This window comes from Psychrobacter sp. H26, from assembly GCF_059073035.1.
In genome coordinates, this window is sequence record NZ_JCACRW010000001.1 from 2,923,129 (window position 1) to 2,940,842 (window position 17,714).

At 43.5% G+C, this 17,714-nt stretch carries 31 protein-coding genes; all 31 read left to right on the forward strand.

What is annotated here, in order from left to right:
* The first annotated feature begins 122 nt into the window (after window positions 1-122).
* The 31 genes from mreD (at window position 123) to rplQ (ending at window position 17,672) form a co-directional block, all read left to right on the forward strand.
* On the forward strand, window positions 123-608 hold the full coding sequence (mreD, locus tag AC5JPT_RS12115) for a rod shape-determining protein MreD (protein WP_493858259.1): 486 nt from the start codon (window positions 123-125) through the stop codon (window positions 606-608).
* A gap of 104 nt (window positions 609-712) precedes the next feature.
* Complete coding sequence (locus AC5JPT_RS12120; RefSeq protein ID WP_493858260.1) at window positions 713-1,396, forward strand: Maf family protein; 684 nt, start codon at window positions 713-715, stop codon at window positions 1,394-1,396.
* A gap of 149 nt (window positions 1,397-1,545) precedes the next feature.
* A complete protein-coding gene (locus tag AC5JPT_RS12125) occupies window positions 1,546-3,150 on the forward strand; it encodes an Rne/Rng family ribonuclease (RefSeq protein ID WP_493858261.1) in 1,605 nt (534 codons plus the stop codon).
* A gap of 419 nt (window positions 3,151-3,569) precedes the next feature.
* The gene (gene rpsJ, locus AC5JPT_RS12130; RefSeq protein WP_010196670.1) at window positions 3,570-3,881 is read left to right on the forward strand and encodes a 30S ribosomal protein S10; all 312 of its coding nucleotides are present in this window, start codon (window positions 3,570-3,572) and stop codon (window positions 3,879-3,881) included.
* 42 nt (window positions 3,882-3,923) lie between these two features.
* Window positions 3,924-4,562, forward strand: coding sequence for a 50S ribosomal protein L3 (gene rplC / locus AC5JPT_RS12135; RefSeq protein ID WP_319052266.1), 639 nt, complete (start codon window positions 3,924-3,926; stop codon window positions 4,560-4,562).
* A 14-nt stretch (window positions 4,563-4,576) separates the two neighbouring features.
* Window positions 4,577-5,179, forward strand: a complete 603-nt coding sequence (gene rplD, locus AC5JPT_RS12140) for a 50S ribosomal protein L4 (protein ID WP_319052267.1) — start codon at window positions 4,577-4,579, stop codon at window positions 5,177-5,179.
* Window positions 5,176-5,526, forward strand: a complete 351-nt coding sequence (gene rplW, locus AC5JPT_RS12145; protein ID WP_319052268.1) for a 50S ribosomal protein L23 — start codon at window positions 5,176-5,178, stop codon at window positions 5,524-5,526. The genes rplD and rplW overlap by 4 nt, the downstream gene beginning before the upstream one ends.
* Window positions 5,527-5,537: 11 nt before the next feature.
* Entirely contained in the window at window positions 5,538-6,365 is an 828-nt protein-coding gene (gene rplB, locus AC5JPT_RS12150; protein WP_319052269.1) for a 50S ribosomal protein L2, read from the forward strand.
* 12 nt (window positions 6,366-6,377) lie between these two features.
* Window positions 6,378-6,653 carry a 30S ribosomal protein S19 gene (rpsS, locus tag AC5JPT_RS12155; protein WP_010196682.1) on the forward strand — a complete coding sequence of 92 codons (276 nt, stop codon included), beginning with the start codon at window positions 6,378-6,380 and terminating at the stop codon, window positions 6,651-6,653.
* Window positions 6,654-6,663: 10 nt separating this feature from the next.
* A complete protein-coding gene (rplV, locus tag AC5JPT_RS12160; protein ID WP_021813373.1) occupies window positions 6,664-6,993 on the forward strand; it encodes a 50S ribosomal protein L22 in 330 nt (109 codons plus the stop codon).
* 3 nt (window positions 6,994-6,996) lie between these two features.
* Window positions 6,997-7,719, forward strand: a complete 723-nt coding sequence (gene rpsC / locus AC5JPT_RS12165; RefSeq protein ID WP_057758704.1) for a 30S ribosomal protein S3 — start codon at window positions 6,997-6,999, stop codon at window positions 7,717-7,719.
* Between the two features lie 3 nt (window positions 7,720-7,722).
* Window positions 7,723-8,136: a 50S ribosomal protein L16 gene (rplP, locus tag AC5JPT_RS12170; protein WP_025644399.1), complete on the forward strand. Its 414-nt coding sequence runs from the start codon at window positions 7,723-7,725 to the stop codon at window positions 8,134-8,136.
* Window positions 8,136-8,333, forward strand: a complete 198-nt coding sequence (gene rpmC / locus AC5JPT_RS12175) for a 50S ribosomal protein L29 (protein ID WP_102094164.1) — start codon at window positions 8,136-8,138, stop codon at window positions 8,331-8,333. The genes rplP and rpmC overlap by 1 nt, the downstream gene beginning before the upstream one ends.
* Window positions 8,330-8,605 carry a 30S ribosomal protein S17 gene (rpsQ, locus tag AC5JPT_RS12180; RefSeq protein ID WP_319052270.1) on the forward strand — a complete coding sequence of 92 codons (276 nt, stop codon included), beginning with the start codon at window positions 8,330-8,332 and terminating at the stop codon, window positions 8,603-8,605. Before rpmC ends, rpsQ begins: the two co-directional genes overlap by 4 nt.
* Window positions 8,606-8,787: 182 nt before the next feature.
* The gene (gene rplN / locus AC5JPT_RS12185; RefSeq protein WP_010196702.1) at window positions 8,788-9,156 is read left to right on the forward strand and encodes a 50S ribosomal protein L14; all 369 of its coding nucleotides are present in this window, start codon (window positions 8,788-8,790) and stop codon (window positions 9,154-9,156) included.
* Window positions 9,157-9,164: 8 nt separating this feature from the next.
* Window positions 9,165-9,482 (forward strand): 50S ribosomal protein L24, encoded by a 318-nt coding sequence (gene rplX, locus AC5JPT_RS12190; protein WP_011279796.1) that lies wholly within the window; start codon window positions 9,165-9,167, stop codon window positions 9,480-9,482.
* 21 nt (window positions 9,483-9,503) lie between these two features.
* Window positions 9,504-10,040 carry a 50S ribosomal protein L5 gene (rplE, locus tag AC5JPT_RS12195; protein WP_443526867.1) on the forward strand — a complete coding sequence of 179 codons (537 nt, stop codon included), beginning with the start codon at window positions 9,504-9,506 and terminating at the stop codon, window positions 10,038-10,040.
* Window positions 10,041-10,052: 12 nt separating this feature from the next.
* Window positions 10,053-10,358, forward strand: a complete 306-nt coding sequence (gene rpsN, locus AC5JPT_RS12200) for a 30S ribosomal protein S14 (RefSeq protein ID WP_193006033.1) — start codon at window positions 10,053-10,055, stop codon at window positions 10,356-10,358.
* 11 nt (window positions 10,359-10,369) lie between these two features.
* Window positions 10,370-10,768, forward strand: coding sequence for a 30S ribosomal protein S8 (rpsH, locus tag AC5JPT_RS12205; protein ID WP_319052272.1), 399 nt, complete (start codon window positions 10,370-10,372; stop codon window positions 10,766-10,768).
* A gap of 176 nt (window positions 10,769-10,944) precedes the next feature.
* The gene (rplF, locus tag AC5JPT_RS12210) at window positions 10,945-11,478 is read left to right on the forward strand and encodes a 50S ribosomal protein L6 (protein WP_201599217.1); all 534 of its coding nucleotides are present in this window, start codon (window positions 10,945-10,947) and stop codon (window positions 11,476-11,478) included.
* 11 nt (window positions 11,479-11,489) lie between these two features.
* Entirely contained in the window at window positions 11,490-11,840 is a 351-nt protein-coding gene (gene rplR / locus AC5JPT_RS12215) for a 50S ribosomal protein L18 (RefSeq protein WP_319052273.1), read from the forward strand.
* 2 nt (window positions 11,841-11,842) lie between these two features.
* On the forward strand, window positions 11,843-12,358 hold the full coding sequence (rpsE, locus tag AC5JPT_RS12220) for a 30S ribosomal protein S5 (RefSeq protein ID WP_010196711.1): 516 nt from the start codon (window positions 11,843-11,845) through the stop codon (window positions 12,356-12,358).
* A 20-nt stretch (window positions 12,359-12,378) separates the two neighbouring features.
* Window positions 12,379-12,558 (forward strand): 50S ribosomal protein L30, encoded by a 180-nt coding sequence (gene rpmD / locus AC5JPT_RS12225; RefSeq protein ID WP_057758718.1) that lies wholly within the window; start codon window positions 12,379-12,381, stop codon window positions 12,556-12,558.
* Complete coding sequence (rplO, locus tag AC5JPT_RS12230; protein ID WP_443526868.1) at window positions 12,558-12,998, forward strand: 50S ribosomal protein L15; 441 nt, start codon at window positions 12,558-12,560, stop codon at window positions 12,996-12,998. Before rpmD ends, rplO begins: the two co-directional genes overlap by 1 nt.
* Before the next feature lie 19 nt (window positions 12,999-13,017).
* Entirely contained in the window at window positions 13,018-14,349 is a 1,332-nt protein-coding gene (gene secY, locus AC5JPT_RS12235) for a preprotein translocase subunit SecY (RefSeq protein ID WP_443526908.1), read from the forward strand.
* Window positions 14,350-14,379: 30 nt separating this feature from the next.
* Window positions 14,380-14,496 carry a 50S ribosomal protein L36 gene (rpmJ, locus tag AC5JPT_RS12240; RefSeq protein WP_010196721.1) on the forward strand — a complete coding sequence of 39 codons (117 nt, stop codon included), beginning with the start codon at window positions 14,380-14,382 and terminating at the stop codon, window positions 14,494-14,496.
* A 252-nt stretch (window positions 14,497-14,748) separates the two neighbouring features.
* Window positions 14,749-15,105, forward strand: a complete 357-nt coding sequence (gene rpsM / locus AC5JPT_RS12245) for a 30S ribosomal protein S13 (RefSeq protein WP_021813384.1) — start codon at window positions 14,749-14,751, stop codon at window positions 15,103-15,105.
* 20 nt (window positions 15,106-15,125) lie between these two features.
* Complete coding sequence (rpsK, locus tag AC5JPT_RS12250) at window positions 15,126-15,515, forward strand: 30S ribosomal protein S11 (protein ID WP_045454458.1); 390 nt, start codon at window positions 15,126-15,128, stop codon at window positions 15,513-15,515.
* Between the two features lie 48 nt (window positions 15,516-15,563).
* Window positions 15,564-16,205: a 30S ribosomal protein S4 gene (rpsD, locus tag AC5JPT_RS12255; protein WP_301449228.1), complete on the forward strand. Its 642-nt coding sequence runs from the start codon at window positions 15,564-15,566 to the stop codon at window positions 16,203-16,205.
* An 80-nt stretch (window positions 16,206-16,285) separates the two neighbouring features.
* The gene (locus tag AC5JPT_RS12260; protein ID WP_201599219.1) at window positions 16,286-17,293 is read left to right on the forward strand and encodes a DNA-directed RNA polymerase subunit alpha; all 1,008 of its coding nucleotides are present in this window, start codon (window positions 16,286-16,288) and stop codon (window positions 17,291-17,293) included.
* A 19-nt stretch (window positions 17,294-17,312) separates the two neighbouring features.
* Window positions 17,313-17,672, forward strand: coding sequence for a 50S ribosomal protein L17 (gene rplQ, locus AC5JPT_RS12265; protein WP_021813387.1), 360 nt, complete (start codon window positions 17,313-17,315; stop codon window positions 17,670-17,672).
* Window positions 17,673-17,714 lie beyond the last annotated feature (42 nt).

Genomic DNA, 17,714 nt, shown 5'->3' on the forward strand with positions numbered 1-17,714 from the left:
GCTGTCAAATGGCTTACTCGTTAAGTAATACTTTTATCAAATAGTACTCATAGTATTTGCCCTTTCAGTATTCATCCCACAAAATAACAGTAGCCACTACACAATCGCTAAGGTAAGTACTCATGTCGTATCCTGATTCTGAGAATTCAACGGCGCTATTGATTGTAGTCATTGCCCTAAGCTTTATCGTTGCCTCATCACTCAATGTCTACCCATTAAGTCCTAGTATGGCAACCTTGCGTCCTATGGTTATGATTATGGTGCTGATCTATTGGCTGCTATTTCAGCCGCGCTATGTCGGTATCTTTACCGCATTTACTATTGGGCTTATTGCAGATTTACTGATGGACACGCATTTAGGGCAGCAAGCTTTCGCAGCAGTTGTGGTTGCCCTTGTAATCAAGATTGTTAGTATCTATGTCAGACAGTTAAACACGATTAGCGCCTGGTTGATCGCTAGCCTAGGGCTGTTCGTTTTTCAGTTGAATCTATGGATACTGCAACTGTTTGTCCAAAACATCTTTGTCGCAAAATCTGCGCTGTCACTCATCATGAGTATTATCAGCTGGCCACTTGTACTATTGGCGCTACGCAAGTTCGCACGTTAATGACAACACTGTTATTGATGGTTGCATTGTCATAGGTGCTCTTGTATTTGCCAATCTATTCAGCAAACCCATATATTATATTTTGATAAATAAAGAGAAAAGTGATGAATATCATTTTAGCGTCTGGTTCGCCGCGTCGTCGAGAGTTACTAGCCAGAGCACAGTTAGATTTCAGCGTTCTGAGTGTAGATATCGATGAGACCCAGCAAGTTGATGAATTACCAAAAGACTATATCGAACGTATGGTTGCGACCAAAGCCGCCGCTGCGATAGCACAACTGAATAAAACACGAAGTATAGATGAGGGTAATGGTGACAGCTTTGCTGAGTCACTTATTATCCTGACCTCCGACACTATTGGTGTACTGCCGGATGGTAAGACAGTTCTGGTCAAACCAGTTGATCGCGAGCATGCTTATCGCATGTGGCAGCAGATGTCTGATAATGTTCATGAAGTGTGGACAGCCGTGCAAGCAACCCGAGTACAGCTGCTATCAAAAAAAGCAGAAAACCATACATCAGACTGTATTGAAGACTTCCAAATTGTCGATCAGCAGCAGCTCACTGAACGTACAGAGGTGACCTTTATACCGTTAACCATACAAATGATGAGTGATTATTGGGATAGTGGAGAACCCGCTGATAAAGCAGGCGGCTATGGTATTCAAGGTTTGGGCGCAGCTTGGGTTGACCGTATTAACGGTAGTTATACCAATGTTGTTGGTCTACCATTGGCACAAACATTGGCATTGATCAAAGATATGGCAGAGGGTAGCGAGAGCACATAGCACAGGGTAAACGCAATCAACCTATCATATCGGTTATGCACATAATGACACGGTAGGGTAATGGGCAAGAGTAAGCTGCATTTGTTACACTGTAAAAAGAATAGGCGATGAACGTCTAACAAAAAAGCTGAGAGATAAGAGAAAAAACTATGTCCGAAGAGCTGCTGATTAATATTAGTCCAATGGAATCCCGTGTTGCGGTTTTAGATAACGGCATCTTGGGTGAGATTTATATTGAGCGACATCACAAACTGGGTTTGGTCGGCAATATCTATTTAGGTACGGTTGTGCGTGTCCTTCCTGGTATGCAGGCAGCTTTTGTCGATATCGGACAGTCAAGAACCGCGTTTTTGCATGTCAACGACATGCAACGAGAGCCTCGCCCAGTCGTAGAAAATAAAAATAAAACGGCTACAGAGACTAAAAAAGAAACTAATGATAGTAGGTCCGCTATAGAGACCTCTGCAGATAACTTAGAGGTAACCCCACCAGTTATCAGTGCAAAAAGCACTGAAGTCGTGCCCGCTTCAAAGACTTTGATTCAGCACCGTCTGCATGAAAGTCAGCGCATCTTGGTGCAGGTGACCAAAGATCAGTTAGGGAGCAAAGGTGCGCGCTTAACGACTAACATATCGCTACCATCACGTTATTTGGTTTATTTACCGTCAAGCGATCATATTGGTATATCACAGCGTATTGATGGTGACGAAGAACGCACGCGACTGAAAACTGAGCTCAGTAGCTTGATGCAGACAGTCAATCTAAAAGGCGGTCTCATTGCTCGTACTGCCGCTGAGCGTGTCCCTGTTGATAAGCTAGAAGAAGACATCTATTATCTACTACAGCTGTGGCGTACTATCTGTGCTCGTCGTCAAGAGATCAACCATAACCAGAGCTCAGAGCTGATTTATCAAGAGTTATCTTTACCGCTGCGTTCTATCCGCGATCTAGTGCATGCTGATACCGAAAAAGTCATCGTCGATAACACACAAATTTATGAGCAAATCAGATACTTTGCCAAAGAGTTTGTACCCTTCATCTATGACAGAATTGTGCATTATACGGCAGAGCTGTCACTGTTCGATGTACACCGTGTCGAGGATGACTTGCGTGATGCCCTAAAACGCCGTGTTGATCTAAAGTCCGGTGGGTATCTGATTATCGATCAAACAGAAGCCATGACCACTATTGACGTCAATACAGGCTCTTTTGTGGGTGGCCGGTCATTAGAAGACACTGTCTATAAGACTAATCTAGAAGCCACGCATGCCATTGCGCGTCAGCTGCGTCTACGTAATCTGGGCGGTATTATTATCCTAGACTTTATCGACATGCTGGAGCAACAGCACAAAGATGATGTACTAGAGAGCCTACAGTCACAGCTTACTCAAGACTATGCCAAAACCAAGATTACACAAGTCAGTGAGCTTGGATTGGTGGAGATGACACGTAAGCGTACACGTGAGTCATTAGGTCAGCAGCTTTGTGAGCCTTGTTCTACCTGTCAGGGTCGCGGGTTCGTAAAAACTGCAGAAACGGTTTGCTTTGAGATATTCCGTGAGATCATGCGCTGCGCTCGCACCTATAACTCTCCCAAAAAGTTCACGGTAGTGGCTCATGCGGCAGTTATTGACTTACTACTCACAACAGAGTCAGACACAGTAGCCGATTTAGAGTACCTACTAGGTAGAGTGATTACTTTTGATGTAGAAAACCTATATACCCAAGAACAGTACGATATTGTTCTGGATTAGCGATATCAATAGTTATTATTAAGCGCAGTTAATAGGTCTAAGTAATAAATGAATTTATATGCGAGAAATTTTTAGAGTTGTCATGTGAAACTCTCAAATATATTGCCCTTGCAATGACCAAAATACTGTGTATAATATACACCACTGAATTATATACGCGCAGCTGAACAGAAAAGCTGGCGCTATTACAGCTGGAGCATCGTTTCTAGCACTATTTCATTATGCCTTTGCTGACATCCATTATAGGAGGGTCGGCGGGGCTTTAAACTATTTTGCTTTTGGCACGCTATAAGTTCGGATAAAGAACTCATTCTGGTTAAGAACAGAAGGCCGCTTTAAGTGAATATTTAACCAAACTGCTTTTGATCATGATCTTGCAACGCAAGAATGACGAAAGCACATATTAGGAGCTTGCTGGCATGGCTAACCAGAGAATCCGTATCCGTCTTAAGTCTTTTGATCATCGTCTGATTGATCAATCTGCACAAGAGATTGTTGATACTGCAAAGCGCACCGGTGCGCAAGTTTGTGGTCCTGTACCGTTGCCGACTCGCATTGAGCGCTTCAACGTTCTAACCTCACCACACGTTAACAAAGACGCTCGTGATCAGTACGAAATCCGTACTCATAAGCGTATGGTTGATATCGTTCAACCTACTGACAAAACTGTGGATGCGCTAATGAAATTAGATTTAGCGGCGGGTGTTGACGTTCAAATTGCTTTGGGTTAATGCACACCCAACCCATTAATATAAGATATAAAGAGGTCTAAAATGGCGATCGGTTTAGTCGGTAAAAAGTGCGGCATGACCCGTGTCTTCACTGAAGCAGGCGCATCTATCCCTGTAACAGTAGTTGAGGTCGATGCAAACCGCATTACTCAAGTAAAAAGTACTGATGTAGATGGTTATCAAGCTATCCAAATCACTACAGGTACCCGTCGTGACAGCCGCGTAACTGCAGCACAAAAAGGTCACTTCGCTAAAGCTGGTGTTAAAGCTGGCCGTGGTGTTTGGGAATTCCGTGCCAACGAAAGCGATCTTGAAGGTCGTGAGATTGGTGGCGAGATTCTAGCTGATTTGTTCGAACAAGGTCAGATGGTTGATGTGACAGGACAGAGCAAAGGTAAAGGCTTTCAGGGTCCAGTAAAGCGTCACAACTTTAGTATGCAAGATGCTACTCATGGTAACTCAGTGTCTCATCGTGCGCATGGTTCAACTGGTCAAAACCAGTCACCAGGTAAAGTATTCAAAGGCAAAAAGATGGCGGGCCAGATGGGTAACAAGCGTGTTACTGTTCAAGGCCTAGAAGTGATTTCGGTTGATGCCGAAAAAGGGTTACTTGTCATCAAGGGTGCTATCCCAGGTGCCACCGGTGGCGATGTTATCGTACGTCCGTCAGTCAAAGCCTAAGCAAGGGGATTAACGTGGATTTAAAAACAGTTACAGGTGCGGCGGTTGAGCTTTCTGATACGGCTTTTGGTCGTGAATTCAACGAAGCACTAGTGCATCAAGTCGTCACCGCTTATTTAGCTGGTGCTCGCCAAGGTACACGCGCACAAAAAACCCGTGCCGAAGTTTCTGGCGGTGGTATCAAGCCATGGCGCCAAAAAGGTACTGGTCGCGCTCGTGCGGGCTCTATTCGTAGCCCAATCTGGCGTTCAGGTGGTCGTGCATTCGCTGCAAAACCACAAGATTGGTCACAGAAAGTAAACCGTAAAATGTATCGCGGTGCGATGCAGTGCATCCTAGCAGAATTGATTCGTCAAGAGCGTCTGATTTTGGTAGAAGAGTTGAGCGTTTCTGGGCCGAAAACTAAAGAACTGATTGCAAAGCTAAATGAGCTTGGTGCACCTCGTGCATTGATCGTCACTAAAGAAGTTGACGAGAACTTATACTTAGCTGCTCGCAACATTCCACACGTCAACGTACTTGGTACAGGCGAAGTGGATCCAGTGAGCTTGATCGCATTTGATAAAGTGATCATGTCAGTTGAAGCTGCGAAACAATTTGAGGAAGCACTAGCATGAACAACGCAAGACTTTATCAGGTCTTAAGAGGACCTGTATTCTCAGAAAAATCTCAAATGCTTGGCGACTCACTTGGTGTGCAGGTATTTAAAATTGATTCTAATGCTACTAAGCTTGAAGTCAAGAAAGCAGTTGAGTTGATGTTTGAAGGTGTTGAAGTTACTAAAGTAAACACTTTGAATGTTAAAGGTAAGACAAAGCGTTTTGGTAAAAGCATCGGCCGTCGTAATGACTACAAAAAAGCCTATGTTACCTTAAAAGCTGGTCAAGATGTACAAATGGCTGATGCTGGTGAAGACGTAGCGAACACTACTACTTCTACTAGTGAAACAGCGAATAACGAATAAGGATTACACTCATGCCTATCGTAAGAGCAAAGCCAACATCACCAGGCCGTCGTTTTGTTGAAAAAGTTGTGCATCCACACCTTTATAAAGGTCGTCCTTATGCAGCGCTTCTAGAATCAAAAAGTAAGTCAGGTGGTCGTAACAATAATGGTCGTATCACTACTCGTCACATTGGCGGTGGTCATAAGCAACATTATCGCATTATCGACTTCAAACGTACTAAAGACAATATCCCAGCAACGGTAGAGCGTATTGAATACGATCCTAACCGTACTGCACATATTGCACTACTTAAGTATGCTGATGGCGAACGTCGTTACATCATTGCTGCTAAAAAACAAGCAGTTGGTGATACTGTAATGTCAGGTGAGACTTCTCCAATTCGTCCAGGTAACTGTTTACCGCTAAAAAACATCCCATTGGGTACTGTGATTCACAATATCGAGCTTAAAATCGGTAAAGGTGCACAGATGGCTCGTTCTGCGGGTGCTAGCGTTCAGTTACTAGGCCGTGACGGTATCTACGCTATTATACGTCTACGCTCTGGTGAAACACGCCGTGTACACGTAAATTGCCGTGCTGTTATTGGTGAAGTTTCTAACACTGAAAACAACTTGAAATCACTTGGTAAAGCTGGTGCTTCACGTTGGCGTGGTGTTCGTCCTTCAGTTCGTGGTGTCGCTATGAACCCGGTTGATCACCCACATGGTGGTGGTGAAGGTCGTAACAAAGGTCGCCATCCAACTAGCCCTTGGGGTCAGAAGTCTAAAGGACTTAAAACGCGTCATAATAAGCGTACTGACAACATGATCATCCGCCGTCGCGCCAAGAAGAAATAAAGGAAGAATTTCATGCCTCGTTCATTGAAAAAAGGTCCATTCATAGACGCGCACTTATTTGCTAAAGTTGAGAATGCATTAGACACCAACTCACGCAAGCCAATTAAGACTTGGTCGCGCCGCTCGATGATCCTACCACAAATGGTTGGCTTAACTTTGTCTGTCCACAACGGCCGTACTCATGTACCGGTTATCGTAAGTGAGCAGATGGTTGGTCATAAACTAGGTGAATTTGCCCCGACTCGTACGTATCGTGGTCATGGCATTGACAAAAAAGCTAAGAGATAAGGTGCTTACCATGGAAGTAACTGCAAAATTACGCGGTGCCGCCATATCGGCACAAAAAGTTAGACTCGTTGCTGATGAAGTTCGTGGCAAATCTATTGAGCGTGCTTTGGATATCCTAACGTATAGCAATAAAAAGGGCGCTGTGTTTGTTAAGAAATGTCTTAACTCAGCCATCGCCAATGCCGAACATAATCACGGCCTAGATATCGACGATCTTAAAGTCGCGACTATCTATGTTGATGAAGGCATTACGCTAAAACGTATCCTACCACGTGCCAAAGGTCGCGCTGATCGTATCAGCAAGCGTACTTGTCACATCACTATAAAGGTAGGAGAATAAGTTATGGGTCAAAAAGTACATCCAATCGGAATTCGTCTTGGTGTTGTAAAAAAGCATAATGCAAACTGGTATGCTAACCCTAAACAATACTCAGAATACCTAATCAACGATATTCAAGTTCGTGAATATCTACGCAAGAAGCTAGACAACGCAATGATCAGCAACATCATGATCGAGCGTCCTACTGGCGCTGCTAAGATTACCATCGCCACTGCGCGCCCTGGTATCGTTATCGGTAAGAAAGGCGAAGATATCGAAAGACTTCAAAAAGAATTGACCAAAATTATGGGCGTACCTGCTCAGGTCAACATTGAAGAAATCACGTCACCTGATCTTGATGCACGTTTGGTAGCAGACGGTATCGGTAGTCAGCTTGAGCGTCGTGTTATGTTCCGCCGTGCGATGAAACGCGCTGTACAGAACAGCATGCGTTCTGGTGCTAAAGGTATCAAAGTTGAGCTGTCTGGTCGTCTTGGCGGTGCTGAGATTGCTCGTAGCGAATGGTATCGTGAAGGCCGTGTGCCATTGCATACACTTCGTGCTGATATTGACTACTCGTCAATTCGTGCAGAGACAACTTACGGCACCATCGGTGTTAAAGTTTGGATTTTCCGTGGCGAAATCCTTGACGGTATGAACAGTGTTTACAATCCCGTCAAAGAAGAGCAGACTCGTGCGCCAAAACGCCGTGGTCGTGGAAACCGTCGAAACTCAGACAGAGGTTAAACTATGTTACAGCCAAAACGTACCAAGTTTCGTAAAATGCACAAAGGTCGTAACACTGGGCTAGCTCATCGTGGAAGCACCGTTGCATTCGGACAAATTGGTCTAAAATCATTGACGCGTGGTCGTATGACAGCTCGTCAAATTGAAGCAGCACGTCGTACCATCACTCGTAAAATTAAGCGTGGCGGTAAGATTTGGATTCGTGTATTCCCAGACAAGCCAATTACCAACAAACCATTAGAAGTACGTATGGGTAAAGGTAAAGGTCCAGTTGAATATTGGGTATGCGAAATCAAGCCTGGTAAAGTGCTATATGAAATTGAAGGGGTATCTGAAGAGCTTGCTCGCGATGCTTTAACGCTTGCTGCAGCAAAACTGCCCTTTAAAACTACCATTGTTAAGCGGACGATAATGTAATGAAGATCAGTGAATTACGTGATAAATCATTAGAAGAACTGACCCAGTTACTTGATGAAAAGCAACTTGATGCTTTCCGTATTCGTATGGCTAAAGCAACTGGTCAGTTGGGTAATACCCATGAAGTTAGAGACAATCGTCGTACGATTGCCCAGCTTCAGACTTTGATTAACGAGAAACAACGAGGCGACTCATGAGCGATAACAATCAAACAGCTACCAATGCTAGCGTAGTGACAGGACGAGTTGTCAGCGATAAGATGGACAAGTCCATCACAGTTTTGATTGAGCGTCTGGTTCGTCATCCTTTGTATGGCAAGCAGCTTCGTCGTTCTACTAAAATCAAAGCACATGATGAGAACAACGTTTGCCAACAAGGTGACCTTGTCCGTATCAAAGAAACGCGTCCAATCTCAAAAACTAAGTCTTGGACTTTAGTTGATGTGGTTGAAAAAGTAGAAAAAATCTAAGTAAATTGCATTAAAAGCCAGAAGCTGTTAAAATAGCCGCCTTTTTAAGGATGCTGATTGCGCCGAGCGTATATCACTCACATGAAGAGTAAGTCGCGGCTATTTCTATTAAAATGCCGTCTACTCATTCTGTGCTAGCGGCAGCAACTGGTTTTTATTGCTCATACGTGTGGAGTAACGCTATGATTCAGGTTGAGTCAATGCTGGAAGTTGCAGACAATAGCGGTGCAAGGCGAGTTCAGTGCATTAAAGTACTGGGTGGTTCTCATCGTCGTTATGCATCAGTTGGCGACATTATTAAAGTAACGGTTAAAGAAGCCATTCCTCGCGGTCGTGTTAAAAAAGGCGACGTGATGAATGCAGTAGTTGTACGTACCAAAAAAGGCGTTCGTCGTCCTGATGGTTCTGTGTTACGTTTTGATGACAATGCTGCGGTATTGTTAAACCAAAACAAAGCGCCGATTGCAACTCGTATTTTTGGACCGGTAACTCGTGAACTACGTGGTGATCAGTTTATGAAAATTGTATCACTAGCACCAGAAGTATTGTGAGGTAATCCATGTCAAAATTACGTAAAGGCGATACAGTTATCGTGATTGCTGGGAAAGACAAAGGCAAGCAAGGTACTGTACAAGCTGTAAAAAATGATCGTATTAAAGTTGAAGGCATTAATATTGTTACTAAACATCAGAAGCCAAATCAGGCAACTGGCGTTGAAGGTGGCATTCTTAAGCAAGAAGCTTTTCTGCATATTTCAAATGTCGCAATCTTAAATGCGCAAACCCAAAAAGCAGACCGTATTACTTATCAGTTTGGCGAAGACGGCAAGAAACAACGCGTCTATCGTTCAAACGGTGAAGTAGTGGCGACTGCGTAAGACACTAAGGGTGTAATGGTAATGGCAAGATTAAAATCTTTATATAACGATGAACTAAAGCAACAAATCAAAGAAGAACTTGGTTTGGGTAATGTGATGCAAGTGCCGAAAATCACTAAAATCACACTTAATATGGGTGTGGGCGGCGCGTCTCAAGACAAGAAATTGCTTGAAGGTGCTGTAGCTGATATGACCGCTATCGCTGGTCAAAAGCCTGTCGTCACTAAAGCGCGTAAATCAGTCGCTGGCTTTAAGATTCGTGAAGAATGGCCAATTGGTTGTAAAGTAACGCTACGCGGTGAGCAAATGTACGAATTTTTAGATCGTCTCGTTGCCATTGCAATTCCTCGTATTCGTGATTTCCGCGGTTTTTCACCTAAAGCCTTTGACGGACGTGGTAACTACTCATTGGGTATCAAAGAACAGATCGTATTCCCAGAAGTAGATTTTGACAAGATTGATCGTATCCGTGGTATGGATGTGACTATCACCACGTCAGCTCAATCTGATGAAGAAGGTCGTGCGTTGCTTAAAGCATTCGGCTTCCCATTTAAATAAGGTAAAGACGTTATGGCAAAGAAGAGCATGATTAACCGCGAATTAAAGCGCGAAAAAATGGTTGCTAAGTATGCTGAAAAGCGTATCAAGCTAAAAGAAACTATCAGTGATATGACTGCAAGTGACGAAGCTCGTATGGAAGCAATGTTAGAGCTACAAGCTCTTCCACGCAATTCATCACCAGTACGTCTGCGTAATCGTTGTGCTATCACCGGTCGTCCTCACGGTTACTTCCGCAAGTTTGGCTTATCACGCAATATGCTGCGTGAGCGTGTCATGCAAGGCGATGTGCCTGGTGTTCGTAAAGCAAGCTGGTAAGGAGTAACTATATGAGTATGCAAGATACCGTTGGGGATATGCTAACCCGTATCCGTAACGCACAAATGGCTAACAAAGTATCGGTAGCAATGCCGAGCTCTAAATTACGTAAATCAATTGCTGATTTGCTAGTTAGCGAAGGTTATGTGGCTAGCGCTGTTGTTGCTGAAGAAGAAAACAACAAAGCGACCCTTACTATTGAATTGAAATACTTCGAAGGCCGTGCTGTCATCGAAACTATTCAACGTTATAGCCGTCCTGGTCTACGCCAGTTCCGCGGTAAAGATGAAATCCCTACTGTTAAGCAAGGTATGGGTGTTGCTATCGTATCTACTAGCCAAGGTATCATGAGCGATCGTGCTGCACGCGCTGCTGGTATCGGTGGTGAAATCGTCGCATTTGTAGCGTAAGCTATACGACGATGAAGTCTACTTGATGAGTGTTAGGCTTCTATTGATTGAGTAATGTTAAATTATTTCAAATTGATAGGTGTCTAACATAGTCAACTATGCTAAACTAACACGCTTTTTAGCCTGTTAGTTTTTTCGCTAATATAAAGAAGTTAAATTTTTTAAGGAATATTCCTATGTCTCGTGTGGCTAAAGCCCCAGTGACGCTGCCTAACGGCGTAAGCGTTACTTTGAACGATCGGCAGGTCGAAGTTAAAGGCAAGAACGGTACAATGTCTTTACACCTGCATGAATTGGTCGAGCTGAAACAGGAAGATGATGCTATCATTTTCTCACCTACAGTCGATTCAAAAGAAGCTATGATGCACACTGGCACCATGCGCGCTCTTATTAACAACTATGTTAAAGGCGTGAACGAAGGCTTTGAAAGACGTCTTCAGTTAATTGGTGTTGGTTATCGTGCTCAAGTTGCTGGTAACAAGGTAACCCTAAACGTTGGTTACTCTCATCCAGTAGAGTACACGTTACCTGAAGGTGTGTCAGCTGAAACCCCAACGCAAACTGAAATTGTTTTGAAATCAAACAATAAGCAGCAGCTTGGTCAAGCAGCGGCTAATATCCGTGGTTTCCGCCCACCTGAGCCTTATAAAGGTAAAGGTATTCGTTATAGTGACGAGCATGTGATTCGCAAAGAAGCTAAGAAAAAATAAGGTGAGTTGAAATGTTTGATAAAAAAGCAGCTCGTCTGCGTCGAGCTAAGAAAACACGCGCACATATCCGTTTCTTAGGCGTTCATCGCTTAACGGTTAACCGCACGTCAAAACATATTTATGCCCAGATTATCTCTCCAAATGGTGGTGAAGTGATTGCTCAGGCATCTACCTTAGACAACAGCTTGCGTTCAGGCGCGACTGGTAATGCTGATTCAGCAACGTCTGTAGGCCAAATGATCGCAGAACGCGCAAAAGCAGCTGGCATTACTAAAGTTGCCTTTGACCGTAGTGGTTTTAAATATCATGGTCGAGTTAAAGCTTTAGCAGAAGCTGCTCGCGAAAACGGATTGGAGTTTTAATCATGGCTAGAAATGATAAAAATGATAAAAATGAACAGACTGACGGTCTAGTAGAACGCTTAGTTACCGTTGATCGCGTTGCAAAAGTTGTTAAAGGTGGTCGTATTTTCTCTTTCACTGCGTTGACCGTAGTGGGTGATGGTAATGGCCGCGTTGGTTTTGGTCGTGGTAAAGCACGTGAAGTGCCAGCTGCTATCCAGAAAGCACTAGAAGCTGCTAAACGCAATATGATCACTGTTGAATTAAATGATGCAACTTTGTATCATCCGATCAAAGCACGTCATGGTGCTAGTAAAGTCTATATGCAACCTGCATCTGAAGGTACTGGCGTAATCGCTGGTGGCGCAATGCGTGCTGTATTAGAAGTTGCTGGTGTCAAAGATGTTTTGACTAAATGTTATGGTTCTACCAATACTGCTAACGTTGTTCGTGCAACGTTTAACGGTTTACGTGATATGTCAACTCCAGAGAAGATGGCAGCTAAACGTGGTAAATCTGTAGACGAAATCTTGGGTTAACTTAGACTAGGTGAGTTACGATGAAAAAAATGAAAGTCACTCAATTTAAATCGGGTGCCCATCGCCTAAAGAGCCACAAAGCGAGCTTGAAAGGATTGGGTTTACGCCGCATTAATCACACTGTTGTAGTAGAAGATACTCCTTCAACACGTGGCATGGTTAATCGCGTTAACTACATGGTAAAAGTGGAGGAAGCGTAATGGGTCTTAGATTAAATGAATTATCACCAGGTGTTGGCGCAAAGAAAACTGCCCAACGTCGTGGTCGTGGTATCGGTTCAGGTCTTGGTAAGACTGGTGGTCGTGGTGTAAAAGGTCAGAAGTCTCGTTCAGGTTCTAGCGTTCGCTCAGGATTTGAAGGTGGGCAAATGCCTTTATATCGTCGTCTACCAAAATTTGGTTTTACCAGTAAACTGGCTATGAAGACTGCTGAAGTACGTCTTTCTGAACTGAATAAAATTGATGGCGATGTGGTTAGCCTTGAGACACTTAAAGCTGCTAATCTTGTCCGTCATGACATGAAGCGTGCCCGTGTTATGCTATCAGGCGAAGTCACCAAAGCTTATACCTTTAAAGGTATCAAAGTGACTAAAGGTGCTAAGCAAGCGATCGAAGCTGCTGGTGGTAGCATCGAGGAGTAGTAACGTGTCAAAACAATCAATGTCATCGACTGGTATACCGCTTAATCCATTCGCATTCATACGCAAGTATGATGAGTTATGGTCGCGTTTATTATTCTTAATCGGCGCATTGATTGTTTATCGTTTAGGGTCACATATTCCAGTGCCGGGTATTAACCCGGTTAATTTGGCTGATCTGTTTTCGCGCAACGAAAACACCATTTTGAGCATGTTTAATATGTTCTCAGGTGGTGCGCTAGAGCGTATGTCTATCATGGCACTTGGCATTATGCCATATATCTCAGCATCGATTATTGTACAGATGATGTCTGCAGTATTGCCATCGCTTGAGGCTCTCAAAAAAGAGGGTGAAGCAGGACGACGTAAGCTAAACAAGTACACCCGTCAGGGAACGCTTGCTTTAGCACTAGTACAGTCATTAGGAATGTGTGCTGGTTTGATCAGCCAAAATCTTACTTTATCATCTGGTTTGACCTTTTATATTCCAGCTGTTACTTCATTAGTAGCGGGCGCAATGTTCTTGATGTGGCTCGGTGAGCAGATTACAGAACGTGGCGTTGGTAACGGTATTTCAATGCTCATTTTTGCGAGTATTGTGGCTGGTACACCAGGTATGATTTCGCAATCTATCGAACAGGTCAATCAAGGTCAGATGAACTTGATTGTACTATTTATTTTTGTATTACTGGGAATTGCGGTAACTGCAGGTATTGTTTATATTGAACGTGCTCAGCGCCGTGTCCCTGTTAACTATGCTCAGAAACAACAGCAAGGTCGTAAGATCTACGCTCAGCAGCAGTCACATTTGCCGTTGAAGCTTAACATGGCAGGCGTTATCCCAGCTATTTTTGCAAGTTCTCTATTGTTGTTTCCTGCAAGTTTAGGGCAGTGGGTAGGTCAATCAACTGATCCTACCTTTGTACAAAAGATATTACAAAATATGGCATTGGTGTTGTCTCCAGGACAGCCGCTGTATCTAGTATTGTTCGGTGCAATGATTATTTTCTTCTGTTATTTCTATACGGCATTGGTATTCAGTCCTCGTGAAGTAGCAGAAAACCTTAAACGTAGTGGTGCTTATATCCCAGGTATTCGCCCAGGACAACAAACTCAGCGTTACCTCGATCATGTATTAAACCGACTGACCTTTATTGGCGCGATGTATATGACGGTTATTTGTTTAATGCCAATGGTCGTCCAGTCATCGTTTGGTGTACCGTTTCAACTTGGTGGTACGTCGCTACTGATTATGGTGGTTGTGGTAATGGACTTCATTTCGCAGATTCAAGCGCATTTGATGACCCATCAATATCATGATCAGACGTTAATTCAATCGCCCACTCAACCTTAATGAGCGGTACGATATTTCAAGGAGCATGCTATGAAAGTTCAAGCATCAGTTAAGAAGATTTGTGGTAGCTGTAAAGTTGTGCGCCGTAAAGGCCGTGTACATATTATTTGTACGGCAGAACCGCGCCACAAGCAACGTCAAGGTTAATATCTAGTATCACAAAGTTTTAAACTTTTGTTACTATATAAATTAATGCTTGAAAAATAACGGCGGATGGGATATCATCCGCCACTTGCCGTGTTTATACAGAATGTTTTATAATGATTTTGAGGTGCAGGCTTTTTACTAAGTCTAAGCATCGATGATGATTATAGAGTGTCTCGTATCAACAGCAACAATTCTGAAAAATAACGCCTTATTGATAAATAACGCTTATTTTTCTTTAATGGAGAGAAATCAATGGCTCGTATTGCCGGCGTAAACATTCCGGATAATAAGCATGCTGTTATTTCACTAACTTACATCTTTGGTGTAGGTCGTACCACTGCTCAGAAAATCTTAGAAGCAGTTGGCATTGCCCCTACTACTAAAGTTAGCCAGTTAGATGATACACAGTTAGATGCTATCCGTGCACAAGTTGCAAATTACATGACTGAAGGTGACCTTCGTCGTGAAGTTTCAATGAATATCAAGCGTTTAGTTGATCTTGGTTGTTACCGTGGCATCCGTCATCGTCGTAACCTACCAGTTAGAGGTCAGAACACCAAGAACAACGCTCGTACTCGTAAGGGTCCGACACGCCCTCTCAAAAGATAATTAACTTAGGAAGCTAAAAGATGGCAAAAGACACTCGCAGTCGCAAAAAGGTGACTCGTCGTTCAGTATCGGAGGGCATTGCCCATATCCATGCGTCTTTTAATAACACCATTGTTACGATTACCGATCGTCAAGGTAATGCATTGGCTTGGGCCACTTCAGGTGGACAAGGCTTCCGTGGTTCACGTAAATCTACACCATTTGCAGCTCAGGTTGCAGCTGAAGTCGCTGGTAAAGCGGCTCAAGAATACGGTGTTAAGAATATCGACGTTTTGGTCAAAGGACCAGGACCGGGTCGTGAGTCTGCGGTAAGAGCACTAGGTGCATTGGGTTATAAAGTTAACAGCATCTCTGATGTAACCCCAATCCCACACAATGGTTGCCGTGCGCCGAAAAAGCGCCGCGTCTAATATTAAAGACGAAGCTTTTTATTCCAAAAGCTTATAGGAGACATAACAATGGCCCGCTATATTGGACCAAAACTGAAATTATCACGTCGTGAAGGTACAGACTTAGGTCTTAAGTCTGGCGTTAAACCATACGACGTAAAAACGAAAAAAGCTGGTCGTCCACCAGGTCAGCACGGTGTAAGCCGTAATAAGACCTCAGAATATGCTCTACAGCTGCGCGAAAAGCAGAAAGTTAAGCGTATTTATGGTGTATTAGAGCGTCAGTTCGCTAACTACTATAAAGAAGCTGCTCGTAAGCGCGGTGCTACTGGTGAAAACCTTTTAGCTATGCTTGAGAGCCGTCTAGATAACGTTGTATATCGCATGGGCTTTGGCTCAACTCGCGCTGAAGCACGTCAGCTAGTTAGCCATCGTACCGTAATGGTAAAGAAAGCTGGTCGTGATGAGTTTGTTCGTGTGAACATTCCATCAATTCAGCTTCAAGATGGTGATGTCATCGCTATCCAAGAGAAATCTCGCGAACAGCTACGTATCAAAAACGCTATTGAACTAGCGTCACAACGTGGTATTCCAGAATGGCTTGATGTTGACCACAGCAAACTACAGGGCACGTTCAAAAAAGCGCCTGATCGTATTGATCTACCTGCTGAAATCAACGAAAGCTTGATCGTTGAGCTATACTCTAAGTAATGACGTAATGCTCAATGCTATGAAAATAGCATTGAGCACTCAACGTTAATTAAACCAGTTTAATAAATCGAGGTGACATCATGATGCTAAATGCAACTGAGTTTCTAACGCCGAATGCCATTAATGTGGACACGGTTAATGAAACGATTGCGAAAGTCACGCTCGAACCGTTAGAACGCGGCTTTGGGCATACCCTTGGTAATGCTCTGCGTCGCATCTTGTTATCTTCATTACCTGGTGCTGCAGTCATTGAAGCTGAGATTGATGGTGTTGACCATGAATATTCTACGCTTGAAGGACTACAGGAAGATGTACTTGACTTGCTTTTGAACTTAAAAGGCTTGGCAATTACGCTTCATGACCAAAATGAAGTATTTTTGACCTTGGATAAACAAGGTCCAGGCACTATTACTGCTGCAGACATCGCGTTACCGCACAATGTTGATATTATCAATCCAGAATTGGTTTTGGGTACATTGAGCGATCGTGGTCATCTTAAGATGCGTTTGCGTGTAGTAATGGGTCGTGGATATGAGCCAGCAAACCAGCGCCGTGAAGATGGTGATACTAGAGCAATTGGACGCTTAAAGCTTGATGCAAGTTTTAGTCCTGTGCTACGTGTTGCTTATCAGGTTGAGAACGCTCGCGTTGAGCAGCGTACTGATCTTGATCGTCTTATCGTTGAGCTTGAAACTAATGGCACTATAGATCCAGAAGAAGCAATTCGTAAAGCAGCAACTATTTTACAGCAACAGATTTCTATCTTTGTTGACCTAGAAGCTGAAGAAGCGCCTGAGCCTGTGAAAGAAAAAGAAGAGGTTGATCCGGTGCTATTACGCCCTGTGGACGATCTTGAACTAACGGTTCGCTCAGCCAACTGCTTGAAAGCTGAAAACATTTACTATATCGGTGATTTGGTACAGCGTTCAGAGACTGAACTTCTAAAAACCCCAAATCTTGGTAAGAAATCATTAACAGAAATCAAGGACGTATTAGCGTCTAAAGATTTAGAGCTCGGTATGCGCCTAGATAACTGGCCACCAGCTGATTTACGTGTTGATGATCGCTTTTCTTATCGTAGCCGTTAAACTTTAAGGATTTTTGACTATGCGCCATCGTAAGAGTGGAGTCAAGCTGGGTCGTACCGGCAGTCATCGTAAGGCAATGTTTCAGAACATGACTAACTCATTATTTGAGCATGAACTGATCAAAACAACTTTACCAAAAGCTAAAGAACTACGTCGCGTTGCCGAGCCATTGATCACTATGGCTAAAGAAGACAGCGTTGCTAACCGTCGTTTAGCATTCAGCCGTATGCGTAGCAAAGCTATGGTAGGCAAATTATTTGGCACGTTAGGTCCTCGTTACCAGACACGTCCAGGTGGTTATTTGCGTATCGTAAAGTGTGGTTACCGTGATGGTGACAATGCGCCAATGGCTTATGTAGAATTGGTTGATCGCGACTAATTTTGCACCATAGATATATTTCAAAAAAAAGCTCCAATTCAA